This window comes from Bacillus sp. HMA207, from assembly GCF_003402455.1.
GTDB lineage: Bacteria > Bacillota > Bacilli > Bacillales > Bacillaceae_G > Bacillus_A > Bacillus_A cereus.
This window is the reverse complement of sequence record NZ_BEZT01000001.1, coordinates 450,197-463,524: the sequence shown is the minus strand read 5'-3', so window position 1 is coordinate 463,524 and position 13,328 is coordinate 450,197. Positions and strand designations below refer to the sequence as shown.

Sequence of the window (13,328 nt, the reverse complement as noted above, 5' to 3'; positions counted from 1 at the left end):
CCTTCACCTCTACAACAAATTATAACAAAGAATGTATTTTCCAAGCGAACGAAAATTCGCTTTATGTAAAAGAAACCTCTAACCGCTAATCGGCAGAGGCTTCTCATTTATCCTAAATAATCCAATTTCTTACCACTACGGTACACTTCATCAATTGTAGCACCGCCTAAGCACTCATCTCCATCATAGAAAACGACTGCTTGTCCTGGTGTAATTGCACGAATTGGCTCATCACAAAGAATACGAACTGTATTTTCATCAACGATTTGAACCGTTACTTTATTGTCTTCTTGACGATAACGGAATTTCGCCGTGCACTTAAATTCTGTTTCTTTTTCTTTGTTACTTACCCATCCTACATTCGTAGCAATAACTTCATCACCATATAGAAGTTCGTTATGGAATCCTTGATCAACATATAAAATGTTTTCTTTTAGATTTTTCCCAACAGCAAACCATGGATCACCATTACCACCAATTCCAAGGCCATGACGTTGTCCAATTGTATAATACATTAAACCGTCATGCTTCCCTTTCACTTCACCAGATAATGTTTGCATTACACCTGGTTGTGCCGGTAAGTAGTTACTTAAGAAATCTTTAAAGTTACGCTCACCAATGAAGCAAATACCTGTACTATCTTTTTTCGCCGCTGTCGCTAAGCCAGCTTCTTTCGCCATTTCACGAATTTGCGGTTTCTTTAATTCACCTAATGGGAACATTGTTTTTGATAATTGCTCTTGGCTTAATTGATTTAAGAAATATGTTTGATCTTTATTGTCATCAACACCGCGAAGCATTTTATATTCGCCGTCCATATAAGCAACGCGTGCATAATGGCCTGTTGCCACATAATCCGCACCAAGCGCAATTGCATGCTCTAAAAATGCTTTAAATTTAATTTCTTTATTACACATTACATCTGGGTTTGGTGTACGACCAGCTCGGTACTCATCTAAGAAGTACGTAAATACTTTATCCCAGTATTGTTTTTCAAAGTTTACTGCATAATACGGAATACCAATTTGGTTACACACTTCAATTACATCATTGTAATCTTCTGTTGCTGTGCAGACACCATTCTCATCTGTATCATCCCAGTTTTTCATAAAAATTCCGATTACATCATAACCTTGCTCTTTTAATAAAAGTGCTGCTACAGATGAATCGACGCCACCGGACATTCCGATGACAACGCGTGTTTCGTGAGGTAGTTTGTTCATCATGTCACCTCCCATGCTAATTTTGTGTTAATCGCTTCACGATTTTCACTGTTTCGTACGCCGCTTTTTCAATTTGCTCTTTCGTATTTCCAAGTCCAAAACTAAAGCGTACGGATGAACGTATTTGATCGGAGTCTTTTCCAAACATCGCTACTAATACATGTGATGGATCAATCGAACCAGCTGTACAAGCAGAACCACTTGATACTGCAATGCCAGCTAAGTCTAAGTTCACAAGGAAAGGTTCAATGTTCATTCCTGTAAAACTTACATTAAGTACATGCGGTAAGCGATGTTCTAAGTTTCCGTTTACCTCGAAAGTAATGCCTTCATTTTTGAAGACAGATACCATTATATCTTTAAACTCTTCATATTGGGCATTTTTTTGCTCACGAGTTTTTTCAGCTATAAGAATTGCATACTGAAGCCCAGCAATACTAGGCACATTTTCCGTACCAGCACGGCGTTTTCTTTCTTGCTCTCCGCCTATTAATAACGGTTCAAATTTCACATTTGCACCAGCGTATAAGAAACCTACACCTTTTGGCCCGTTAATTTTATGAGCTGAAATTGATAATAAATCAATACCAAACTCTTTCACATTAATTTCTACTAAACCGTAAGCTTGTACCGCATCTGTATGGAAATACGCTTGATGCTCTTTTAACAGCTTTCCTATTTCCACAATCGGTTGCATCGTCCCTACTTCATTATTCCCAAACATAACAGATACAAGAATCGTCTCTTCTGTTAATGCCTTTTGTATGTCAGAAACTTGAATGCGCCCTGTTTCATCGACAGGTAAATATGTCACTTCAAACCCTTCACGCTCTAACAATTCGCACGTATGCAAAATCGCATGATGTTCAATTTGCGTCGTTATAATGTGGTTACCTTTATGACGGTTCGCACGTGCTACACCGATAAGCGCTAAATTATCAGCTTCTGTACCACCGCTCGTAAATATAATTTCATTCGGATTCGCATGAATGCTGCGTGCACACACTCTTCTCGCCTCATCTACTGTGTGACGAGTTTGACGTCCATAAAAGTGAATACTAGACGGGTTCCCGAATATTTCTGTCATATATGGAATCATCTTTTCGACCACTTCTGGGTGAGTCGGAGATGTCGCAGCATGATCTAAGTAAATGCGTTCCATTAAATCTCCTTCTTTCCAAATCGTTTCACAAGGAATTAAATGTAAAACATATAGCCCCCGTGATTTTCTTCCTCATAACGTACTAAATCTTCTAACGTTGTACTATCTAACACTTCTTGCACCGCATCACGAACACGCATCCATAACTGGCGCTGCGCTGGCTCTTCTTCTTCTATCATTTCTACAACACTAATCGGTCCCTCTAATACACGGATTACATCCCCAGCTGTAATGTTAGCCGGTTGATCAGATAATACATATCCGCCATATGCCCCGCGCGTACTCTTTACAAGACGAGCGTTACGAAGTGGTGAAATTAATTGCTCTAAGTAATGCTCGGATAAGTCATGCGCCTGCGCAATTGATTTTAATGAAATCGGACCTTCACCAAACTTTTTTGCAAGATCAATCATAATTGTTAAGCCATAGCGGCCTTTCGTTGAAATTTTCATCTATTTTGCACCTCTTTTCAAATTTTCACTTCTATTGGTTATATCTTATTTATAAAAAGAACACAATTTAAAATCCTATGAAATTATAGCATAATATAGTATTATAAGAAATTTCAACTTGTGTATCAAAATGATAACATAAAATCACATTGAAAAACTCGGGAATTATTACAATTGAAAGAAAAATGAAAATATTATCCTTTATTTTTCCCATAAAACAGCATCCTATTTCAAATTTCGTAGAAAAAAATGATACGATAGAACGAGATTATATATTAAGGGAGACGGTCCAAATGAAACAACCACTCGCACATCGAATGCGCCCTATAAATATTCAAGAAATTATTGGGCAACAACATTTAGTTGGTGAAGGAAAGATTTTATGGCGAATGGTCCAAGCCAATCATTTTCAATCTATGATTTTATACGGTCCTCCAGGTACAGGAAAAACATCCATTGCCAGTGCAATTGCTGGAAGTACCGGTACCCCGTTTCGTCTATTGAATGCTGTTACTCACAATAAAAAAGATATGGAAGTTGTCGTACAAGAAGCGAAGATGCATCGACACCTCGTTTTAATTTTAGATGAAGTTCACCGTCTAGATAAAGCAAAGCAAGACTTTCTATTACCTCACTTAGAAAGCGGACTTCTTACTTTAATTGGCGCAACGACAAGTAATCCATTCCATGCAATAAACTCCGCTATTCGAAGCAGGTGTCAAATTTTCGAATTACACGCACTAACAGAAGATGATATTTTAATTGGGTTAAAAAGAGCTTTAGAAGATAAAGAAAAAGGCCTTGGAGAATATGCTGTAACGGTAACAGATGAAGCACTACATCACTTTGCAAACGCCTCTGGTGGTGATATGCGTTCTGCTTATAACGCACTTGAGCTTGCTGTATTATCTAGCTTTACTACAGACGATCAAGCGGCTGAAATCACACTCGAGATTGCAGAAGAATGCTTACAAAAAAAGAGCTTCGTTCACGACAAAGGCGGCGATGCTCATTATGACGTATTATCAGCATTTCAAAAATCAGTGCGCGGAAGTGATGTAAATGCAGCGCTCCATTATTTAGCACGCCTTATTGAAGCAGGTGATTTACAAAGTATTGGCAGACGCCTTCTTATTATGGCTTATGAAGATATTGGACTTGCTAGCCCACAAGCTGGACCACGTACACTAGCTGCAATTGAATCAGCTGAACGAGTTGGATTCCCAGAAGCACGCATCCCACTTGCAAATGCCGTTATCGAGCTATGCTTATCACCAAAATCAAATTCAGCTTATAAAGCACTTGATGCTGCATTACACGATTTACGCAACGGTCAAACAGGTGACATTCCAAGCCATTTAAAAGATAGTCATTACAAAGGCGCAGAATCAATTGGAAGAGGCATTGGATATTTATATCCACACGACCATCCAAACGGCTGGGTAAGGCAACAATACTTACCTGATAAAATAAAAAACAAGCAATATTATAAACCGAAAACGACAGGGAAATTTGAGCAAGCACTTTCTACTGTTTATGAAAGATTACAAACTTCGAATAAAACGAAAAATAAAGGGTAACATAAACGAAAACGTCACCATTATGGAGGCTTCGCTTATGAAAACACGTCAAGATGCATGGACAAAAGAAGATGATCTCCTTTTAGCAGAAACTGTTTTACGACATATTCGCAGCGGAAGTACACAAATAAAAGCATTTGATGAAGTCGGCGATACGTTGAACCGGACTTCAGCAGCTTGCGGCTTTAGATGGAATGCTGAAGTAAGGCCGAATTACGAAGATGCTGTGCAGCTTGCGAAGAAACAACGTAAAGAATTAAAGCGCTCTGAAGCTAAAATAGAAAAAAATCAGTTCACGAAAACGAAACAACTCGTAATCGATGCTGAGTTTTCTGAAGATATTACGCCAAGTAAACAAGAACTTACGATGCAAAATGTCATCTCATTTTTGCAAAACTTGGAGCATAATAACCCTTCACTCGCAAAGTTGCAAACTGAAAATGATGTATTACAAGCTCAGCTCACTTCTCTGCAAAAAACGAATCATGAACTTGAAACCAAATTAGCGGTACTCACAAAAAAACAACAAGCAATCGAAGAAGATTACGCGATGCTTGTTCGAATTATGGATCGTGCTCGAAAACTTGTTTCGGTCGAAGAGCAAGAAGAGCAAATTGCCCCGATTTTCAAAACCGATCAAAACGGGAATTTAGATATTATTTATTCTGCTGAGAATTAAAAACAGGGATGTCACTTTTTTGACTGAGTGACATCCCTGTTTGTTTTCGGTAAATCATATATATACATGTCGGTAAATGAAATTATATCAACGATTTAATAAAGGATATCGATTTAACGACAAAGATTGACAATAACATTCCTCCTTTTCATACAAGGAAACTCCTAAAACGGATTAGATATTTTTTACTAAAATGTTATTATAAACATATAATTTTAAAGGGAGCTGGTTACTATTTCTTTAATAGTCTTCAAAATAACACTCGGTGTTCTCATCCTAACTTTGGCTCTTTTCACCATTAACAGTTTAAAAAAGACGTCCGCCTATACATCAGATAAATATGATCATTACTTACTAGCGTTACTTACATTTGAACTAGTAGTAATGCAAATATCCATATTTCTTTAATACATATAAAAAAGCATATATCCAAAATGGATATATGCTTTTCTTTTATTCTTGCCCTACACGTTTCACTTCTACATTTTTAATACGTTCACGTACAACGTGACTTGCCATAATTAAGCCTGCCACAGATGGTACGAATGCATTTGATGAAGGCGGTAATTTCGCTTTACGAATTTTTGCATTTTCGTCTGGTACGATTTCTTTACGTACTTCTTCACGAATTACGATTGGGTTTTCGTCAGAGAAGACAACTTTTACACCTTTTTTAATACCCTCTTTACGAAGCTTCGTACGAATTACTTTCGCAATCGGATCTGTGTGTGTTTTAGAAATGTCCGCAATACGGAAACGAGTTGGGTCCATTTTATTTGCTGCACCCATACTGGAGATAATTTTAATTTTACGACGTAAACATTGTTTAATTAAATGAATTTTGAACGTAATCGTATCAGATGCATCCACTACGAAATCCAAACCGTGCTTAAAGAACTCTTCATATGTTTCATCTGTATAAAACATTTCAAGTCCAATTACTTCACACTCTGGGTTAATGTCTGCGATACGCTCTTTCATTAATTCTACTTTTGAACGTCCTACAGTAGATACTAAAGCGTGAATTTGACGGTTTACGTTTGTAATATCTACAACGTCTTTATCAACTAATACAAGACGTCCAACGCCAGAACGTGCTAACGCTTCAGCTGCAAAAGAGCCTACGCCGCCAATTCCTAAAATACCGACTGTACTATTTTTTAATATTTCAAGTCCTTCTTTACCGAAGGCTAATTCATTACGTGAAAATTGATGTAACATTCAGCTCTACACTCCTATTACAAAAATGGTCTACCATGTATTCTAGCGTTTTTCCGACTATTTGTATAGAAAAAGTTATAGAATTCCTAAAAATACATATTTCGAAAATGAAAACATAGACCAGAATTTTATTTCTTCCTAAATACACGTTTAAAAAGGAGGATTTAGAGAACCGAGCAGATTGAGGCGCTGAAGCCAGGAGGAGCGCAGTGTAGAAATACTACTCGAGCACCGGACTGGCGAAGCAACGATGGGATGCGACAGTTATCTAAACCGGACTTTTTAAACTTCCTTTCAATACACGTTTAAAAAGGAGGATTTAGAGAACCGAGCAGATCGAGGCGCTGAAGCCAGGAGGAGCGCAGTGTAGAAAAATACTACTCGAGCACCGGACTGGCGAAGCAACGATGAGATGCGACAGTTATCTAAACCGGACTTTTTAAACAACCTCTCAAAAAAAGTCTAGACGGTTATAGTATAACCATCTAGACCCTATTCTTACTTCTCTTCTTTTAAGCTTAATTTTAAGTTTAACTCTTCAAGCTGTGCTTCTGCAACTGGGCTTGGAGCTTCTGTTAATAAGCAGCTTGCGCTTGCTGTTTTTGGGAATGCAATTGTATCACGAAGGTTCGTACGGCCTGCAAGTAACATAACAAGACGATCTAAACCTAATGCGATTCCGCCGTGTGGTGGTGTACCGTATTCGAATGCTTCTAATAAGAACCCGAATTGCTCTTGCGCTTCTTCTTGTGAGAATCCAAGTGCTTTGAACATTTTTTCTTGTACGTCACGCTCGTAAATACGAAGTGATCCACCACCAAGCTCATAACCGTTTAATACAAGGTCATATGCTTGTGCACGTGCTTTTTCTGGTGCTGTTTCTAGTAACTCAACGTCTTCACGGAATGGCATTGTGAATGGGTGGTGAGCTGCGAAGTAACGATCTGCATCTTCATCGTACTCAAGAAGTGGCCAATCCGTTACCCATAGGAAATTATATTTACTTTCGTCAATTAACTCAAGCTCTTTACCTAGACGTAAGCGAAGTGCACCTAAGCTATCTGCAACAACGCTCTTCTTATCTGCTACGAATAGTAATAAGTCGCCAGCAGTAGCCTCTAATGTGCTCATTAACACATTTGCATCTTCTTCACTGAAGAATTTCGCAATCGGTCCTTTTAAGCCATCTTCTTCAACTTTAAGCCAAGCTAGACCTTTTGCACCGTATACTTTCACGAATTCAGTTAATGCATCGATGTCTTTACGAGAATATTTACTTGCAGCACCTTTTGCATTAATTGCTTTTACTTGTCCGCCGCTTTCTACAGCACTTGTAAACACTTTAAAGCCACAACCTGCTGCAAACTCAGATAAGTCTGTTAGTTCCATTTCAAAGCGTGTATCTGGCTTATCAGAACCGTAGCGAGCCATTGCATCAGCATATTTCATACGAGGGAATGGTGCACTAACTTCTACACCTTTTGCATCCTTCATAACTTTCGTCATCATACGCTCCATCATATCTAAAATTTCATCTTGTGTTAAGAATGAAGCTTCGATATCGATTTGCGTGAATTCCGGTTGACGATCCGCACGTAAATCTTCATCACGGAAACAACGTGCTACTTGATAGTAACGCTCAAATCCGCCGACCATAAGAAGCTGTTTAAATAACTGTGGTGACTGCGGTAGTGCATAGAATTCACCATCATGCACACGACTTGGCACTAAATAGTCACGAGCTCCTTCTGGCGTGCTTTTCGTTAAAATTGGTGTTTCTACTTCTAAGAACTCTTCTGTGTCTAAGAAGTTACGAATTGTTTTCGTTACGTCATGACGCATTTTGAATGTGTTAAACATTACTGGACGACGTAAGTCTAAATAACGATATTTTAAACGCACATCTTCTGATGCATCTGTATCATCAGCAATGATGATTGGCGTTGTTTTCGCTGCATTTAGTACATTTACTTTTGTTGCTTGTACTTCAATACGACCAGTTGCCATATTGTCATTAATTGCGCCTTCACCACGTTCAACAACTGTACCTTCTACGTGTAATACGTATTCGCTACGAATTGTTTCTGCTACTTCTAACGCTTCTTTTGATGTTTCTGGGTTAAATACAACTTGCACGATACCTGTACGGTCACGTAAGTCGATAAAGATTAATCCACCTAAGTCACGGCGTTTTTGTACCCAACCTTTTAATTGAACTGTTTGTCCAACAGCTTCTACTGTTACTTTTCCACATGCATGTGTTCTTTCAGCCACTGTAAGTTCCCCCTATATTAATTTCTCTGCTACGTATGAAGCAAATACATCTAACGCTACTTCTTCTTGTTCACCTGTTGCCATATCTTTTAAGTTAATGATGCCTTTATCTAGCTCATCTTCTCCTAATACAGCTACAAATTTCGCCTTTAGACGATCTGCTGATTTAAATTGTGCTTTCATTTTGCGATCTAAATAATCTTTTTCAACTGACAATCCAGCTTTACGAAGATCGAACGCAACTTTTGCAGCATGGTCTTTCGCTTTTTCGCCAAGCGCCACAACGTAACAATCAATGCTATGTTCAAGTGGTAATTCAATGTTTTCAGCTTTTAGCGCCATAATTAAACGTTCAATACTCATTGCAAAACCGATACCTGGCATTTCTGGTCCACCGATTTCTTGTACAAGTCCGTTATAACGGCCACCACCGCTTAATGTAGTGATCGCACCGAAACCTTCTGCCTCACTCATAATTTCAAAAACAGTGTGTTGGTAGTAGTCTAAACCACGCACTAAGTTCGGATCTTTTTCAAACGGAACATCCATCATCGTTAATAGTTCTTGAACTTTGTCGTAGTATATTGCTGAATCTTCGTTTAAGTATTCTGTAATAGATGGTGCTGTTCCCATTAATTCATGGTTACGGTCCTTCTTACAGTCTAAAATTCGAAGTGGATTCTTTTCTAAGCGAGATTGACAGTCAGAACAGAATTCGCCGATACGTGGCTCAAAGTGTGCGATTAATGCATCACGGTGTGCTTGACGGCTCGCTGCGTCACCTAAACTGTTTAATACAACTTTAATATTTTTTAAGCCCATGCCGCGGTAAAATTCAACAGCAAGTGCAATTACTTCTGCATCAATTGCAGGGTCATTACTGCCGATTGCTTCGATACCGAATTGTACGAATTGACGATAGCGACCTGCTTGTGGTCTTTCATAACGGAACATTTGACCGATATAGTATAATTTCGTTGGTTGTGTCGCATCACCAAACATTTTATTTTCAACGTAAGAACGTACAACAGGTGCAGTACCTTCTGGACGTAATGTTAAGCTACGCTCTCCACGATCTTGGAATGAGTACATTTCTTTTTGTACGATATCTGTCGTATCACCAACACCGCGTAAAAATAGCTCAGTGTGTTCAAAGATTGGTGTACGAATTTCTTTATAATTGTAACGACGGCAAATTTCGCGTGCTTGCCCTTCGATATACTGCCATAACTCAACAGTGCCTGGAAGAATATCTTGCGTTCCGCGTGGGATTTGAATAGACATATTCAGTTCCTCCTCAAATTGTTTTAATCTTAATAAAAATAAAAAAACTCCCGCCTCTACTGTTTAAACAGTAGGGACGAGAGTATTATACCCGTGGTGCCACCCTAATTGAAGCACGTATGCTTCCACTTTTTTAATAACGCTTAAATATGCGTTCATCCCTACTAAGCATATATGCCGTTCAAGTTGAAACCTCTAGAGTGTCATTCAATCAGTCATCATGCAGAAATGTTTTCAGCCTAAGACATTCCTTCTCTTTCCATGTGTGTCTCATTTACTCTTCTCTATCAACGGTTATATTCATATGTAAATATAAAATTACTATACGTTTGTTAAGTAGGATTGTCAAGTGCTCTAAGAACGTTCAATCTGCTTCTTTAAACGCTTTACATCTTGAAGAGAAATCCCAAACTCCGAAGCAAGCTCCATTGAAGTATTGTTTTGCTCTTTTGAAATAAAATCATGAAAATTCACGTTAAACAGTTGATTTGCACCATTTGTAACAGAATGCCCTTTTTCATTCATACGCATACGTATATCCCTCACATTCAATATGGATGTTTTACTTTTTATTGTTCCATATTGATGAGAGAGTTATACATAACCGAAACTGCTATTGATTCCAAATAAATGAACAAAACATACAACAATGTATAAAAAAGAGAGGATTATATAACCCTCTCTTTTTTATCAACACTATTTACTTTCTACAATTAAGGTCACCGGACCATCATTGATCAAAGAAACGTCCATCATTGCTCCAAACTTTCCTGTTTCCACATGTAATCCTTGTTTACGAACTTCTTCATTAAAGAAATCGTATAAACGCTCTGCATAGTCAGGTTTCGCAGCATCCATAAAGTTTGGACGTCTGCCCTTGCGGCAATCTCCGTATAATGTGAATTGCGAAATAGATAGAACTTGTCCTTCTACATCAAGTACAGAATGATTCATCTTTCCGCTCTCATCTTCAAAAATACGTAAGTTTGCAATTTTTTCCGCAATGTAAGTTGCATCTTTTTCTGTATCTTCGTGCGTAATGCCAACTAGTAATGTTAAACCGAACGGAATTTGTCCTACGATCTCACCGTCTACTGCGACAGACGCTTTCTTTGATCGTTGTAAAACAACTCTCATCTTTCTACACTCCCTATTAATGCATCATGCGTCGTACTGCATAAATTTCTGGAACGCGTTTAATGCGTTCTACTACTTTTTTCAAGTGTTGTAAGTTACGAATCGAGATTGACATATTAATTGTTGCCATTTTATTACGGTCACTTCTACCAGAAACAGCTGAAATGTACGTTTTCGTCTCTGTAACAGCTTGCAGTACTTCATTTAATAAACCACGGCGATCGTAACCCGAAATTTCAATATCAACGTTATACTCAATTTCTTTTTCAGGGCTACCTTCCCACTCTACTTCTAATAAACGTTCTACAGCTTCTTCTGTATGAACGTTTACACAATCACGGCGGTGAATCGATACACCTCGGCCTTTCGTAATATATCCAACGATATCGTCGCCTGGAACTGGGTTACAGCATTTCGATAAACGGATTAATAAATTATCAGCACCGCTTACCTTTACACCAGAATCCCATTTTCGAATTTTCATCGGTTTACGAACTTCTTTAACTTCAACAATTTCTTCTTCTTCGCGTTGTTTGCGGAACTTGTCCGTTAGTCGCGTAACAATTTGCGAAGCTGTAATTCCGCTATATCCAACTGCTGCAAACATATCTTCTTCATTTGCAAAGTTAAATTTCTCAGCGACGCGTTTTAAGTTATCAGGCGCTAATACTTCTTTCATCTCATACTCTAGACCACGTACTTCCTTTTCAACAAGTTCACGGCCTTTTTCAATATTTTCGTCTCTACGTTGTTTCTTAAAGAATTGACGAATTTTATTTTTTGCATGAGATGTTTGAGCAAGTTTTACCCAATCTTGACTTGGGCCATAAGAATGTTTCGACGTTAAAATTTCAATGATGTCGCCTGTTTTTAATTTATAATCCAACGTCACCATTTTACCGTTTACTTTTGCACCAATTGTTTTATTCCCAATTTCCGAATGGACACGATACGCGAAATCAATCGGAACCGATCCAAGTGGTAATTCCATTACATCGCCTTTCGGTGTAAAGACGAATACCATGTCAGAAAATAAATCAATTTTTAATGACTCCATAAATTCTTCTGCATTAGAAGCTTCATTTTGCCATTCTAGTATTTGACGGAACCATGTGAGTTTCTTCTCTAATGTACCTGTTGTTTCTGCTGTTTTTCCTTCTTTGTACGCCCAGTGTGCCGCGATCCCGAATTCTGCAATTTCGTGCATTTCTTTCGTACGAATTTGCACTTCAAGTGGATCACCTTTCGGTCCAATTACAGTCGTATGAAGAGATTGATATAGATTTGCTTTTGGCATTGCAATATAATCTTTAAAACGACCTGGCATCGGCTTCCAGCACGTATGAATAATTCCAAGCACCGCATAACAATCTTTAATACTATTTACAACGACACGTACAGCTAATAAATCGTAAATTTCATTGAACTGCTTATTTTGCAGTGCCATTTTACGATAAATACTGTAAATATGTTTCGGTCTTCCAGAAATCTCAGGTTGAATTGCAACTTCTTTTAATTTCTCACGAATACCAGTCATTACTTCGTCTAAGTATTCTTCACGTTCTGCACGTTTACGCTTCATTAAATTTACAATACGATAATATTGTTGGGGATTTAAATAGCGAAGTGACGTATCCTCTAGCTCCCATTTAATAGTACTAATTCCGAGTCTATGTGCTAAAGGTGCAAAGATTTCTAACGTTTCATTCGCTATGCGACGCTGCTTCTCTTGAGGCAAATGTTTCAATGTACGCATGTTATGAAGACGATCAGCTAGTTTAATTAAAATAACTCGAATGTCTTGAGCCATTGCAATAAACATTTTGCGATGGTTTTCTGCTTGTTGTTGTTCGTGAGATTTATATTTAATCTTCCCAAGCTTTGTAACACCATCAACAAGCATAGCAATTTCTTTGTTAAATTCCCGTTCAATATCTTCTAACGTAATCTCTGTATCTTCCACTACATCATGTAAGAAACCTGCTGATACCGTAGCTGGATCCATGTGTAAATCAACTAAAATACCTGCAACTTGAATCGGATGAATAATATACGGTTCACCCGATTTTCTATATTGTTCGCTATGCGCATCACGTGCATATTCATAGGCACGTGCCACTAGCTCAATATCTTCATCCGCTAAATATTGACTTGCTTTCTCGAGTACCTGTTCAGCTGTTAGTACCTGCTCATTTGCCATCGAATCACCTTTTATTGAAAATTGACTTTATCTTTATTTAATAGAATAAATTATATTCTATCATTATAACCCAATGATTGTGAATTGTGAAAAGGAAAAGATTTTACTGACATTTC

Annotated in this window: 11 protein-coding genes and 1 other annotated feature; of the genes, 2 read left to right on the top strand and 9 right to left on the bottom strand. The window is 38.0% G+C overall.

Annotated features, from left to right (window positions below):
* Positions 1–107: 107 nt before the first annotated feature.
* From mnmA to cymR, 3 genes are read right to left on the bottom strand one after another with little or no spacing between them, the layout of a single operon-like run.
* Positions 108–1,223, bottom strand: coding sequence for a tRNA 2-thiouridine(34) synthase MnmA (mnmA, locus tag HMAS_RS02505; RefSeq protein WP_001038010.1), 1,116 nt, complete (start codon positions 1,221–1,223; stop codon positions 108–110).
* A gap of 16 nt (positions 1,224–1,239) precedes the next feature.
* The gene (locus tag HMAS_RS02500) at positions 1,240–2,385 is read right to left on the bottom strand and encodes a cysteine desulfurase family protein (RefSeq protein WP_000439893.1); all 1,146 of its coding nucleotides are present in this window, start codon (positions 2,383–2,385) and stop codon (positions 1,240–1,242) included.
* A gap of 35 nt (positions 2,386–2,420) precedes the next feature.
* A complete protein-coding gene (cymR, locus tag HMAS_RS02495; protein ID WP_000704116.1) occupies positions 2,421–2,837 on the bottom strand; it encodes a cysteine metabolism transcriptional regulator CymR in 417 nt (138 codons plus the stop codon).
* A gap of 293 nt (positions 2,838–3,130) precedes the next feature.
* Here cymR and HMAS_RS02490 point away from each other — a divergent pair, with 293 nt between their 5' ends.
* Positions 3,131–4,417 (top strand): replication-associated recombination protein A, encoded by a 1,287-nt coding sequence (locus HMAS_RS02490; RefSeq protein WP_025709761.1) that lies wholly within the window; start codon positions 3,131–3,133, stop codon positions 4,415–4,417.
* A gap of 37 nt (positions 4,418–4,454) precedes the next feature.
* Positions 4,455–5,096 carry an RsfA family transcriptional regulator gene (locus HMAS_RS02485; RefSeq protein WP_000857722.1) on the top strand — a complete coding sequence of 214 codons (642 nt, stop codon included), beginning with the start codon at positions 4,455–4,457 and terminating at the stop codon, positions 5,094–5,096.
* Positions 5,097–5,549: 453 nt separating this feature from the next.
* On the opposite strand, the gene HMAS_RS02475 is transcribed toward HMAS_RS02485, so the two are convergent.
* The 6 genes from HMAS_RS02475 to relA form a co-directional block, all read right to left on the bottom strand.
* Entirely contained in the window at positions 5,550–6,317 is a 768-nt protein-coding gene (locus HMAS_RS02475; RefSeq protein ID WP_000903177.1) for a tRNA threonylcarbamoyladenosine dehydratase, read from the bottom strand.
* Between the two features lie 498 nt (positions 6,318–6,815).
* Positions 6,816–8,591, bottom strand: a complete 1,776-nt coding sequence (gene aspS / locus HMAS_RS02465) for an aspartate--tRNA ligase (protein ID WP_000840905.1) — start codon at positions 8,589–8,591, stop codon at positions 6,816–6,818.
* Positions 8,592–8,603: 12 nt separating this feature from the next.
* Entirely contained in the window at positions 8,604–9,875 is a 1,272-nt protein-coding gene (hisS, locus tag HMAS_RS02460) for a histidine--tRNA ligase (RefSeq protein ID WP_000027081.1), read from the bottom strand.
* A 69-nt stretch (positions 9,876–9,944) separates the two neighbouring features.
* Positions 9,945–10,175: a binding site (T-box leader), on the bottom strand.
* Between the two features lie 54 nt (positions 10,176–10,229).
* Entirely contained in the window at positions 10,230–10,406 is a 177-nt protein-coding gene (locus HMAS_RS27595) for a hypothetical protein (RefSeq protein ID WP_001242605.1), read from the bottom strand.
* A gap of 165 nt (positions 10,407–10,571) precedes the next feature.
* Positions 10,572–11,012, bottom strand: a complete 441-nt coding sequence (locus tag HMAS_RS02455) for a D-tyrosyl-tRNA(Tyr) deacylase (RefSeq protein WP_001266961.1) — start codon at positions 11,010–11,012, stop codon at positions 10,572–10,574.
* Between the two features lie 16 nt (positions 11,013–11,028).
* Positions 11,029–13,212 carry a GTP diphosphokinase gene (gene relA, locus HMAS_RS02450; protein WP_001262795.1) on the bottom strand — a complete coding sequence of 728 codons (2,184 nt, stop codon included), beginning with the start codon at positions 13,210–13,212 and terminating at the stop codon, positions 11,029–11,031.
* Positions 13,213–13,328 lie beyond the last annotated feature (116 nt).

Coding starts and splice junctions, on each gene's coding strand:
- cymR (WP_000704116.1), bottom strand. CDS start 2,837: ATGAAAATTTCAACGAAAGGCCGCTATGGCTTAACAATTATGATTGAT.
- HMAS_RS27595 (WP_001242605.1), bottom strand. CDS start 10,406: ATGCGTATGAATGAAAAAGGGCATTCTGTTACAAATGGTGCAAATCAA.
- relA (WP_001262795.1), bottom strand. CDS start 13,212: ATGGCAAATGAGCAGGTACTAACAGCTGAACAGGTACTCGAGAAAGCA.
- HMAS_RS02455 (WP_001266961.1), bottom strand. CDS start 11,012: ATGAGAGTTGTTTTACAACGATCAAAGAAAGCGTCTGTCGCAGTAGAC.
- HMAS_RS02475 (WP_000903177.1), bottom strand. CDS start 6,317: ATGTTACATCAATTTTCACGTAATGAATTAGCCTTCGGTAAAGAAGGA.
- HMAS_RS02490 (WP_025709761.1), top strand. CDS start 3,131: ATGAAACAACCACTCGCACATCGAATGCGCCCTATAAATATTCAAGAA.
- mnmA (WP_001038010.1), bottom strand. CDS start 1,223: ATGAACAAACTACCTCACGAAACACGCGTTGTCATCGGAATGTCCGGT.
- HMAS_RS02500 (WP_000439893.1), bottom strand. CDS start 2,385: ATGGAACGCATTTACTTAGATCATGCTGCGACATCTCCGACTCACCCA.
- hisS (WP_000027081.1), bottom strand. CDS start 9,875: ATGTCTATTCAAATCCCACGCGGAACGCAAGATATTCTTCCAGGCACT.
- HMAS_RS02485 (WP_000857722.1), top strand. CDS start 4,455: ATGAAAACACGTCAAGATGCATGGACAAAAGAAGATGATCTCCTTTTA.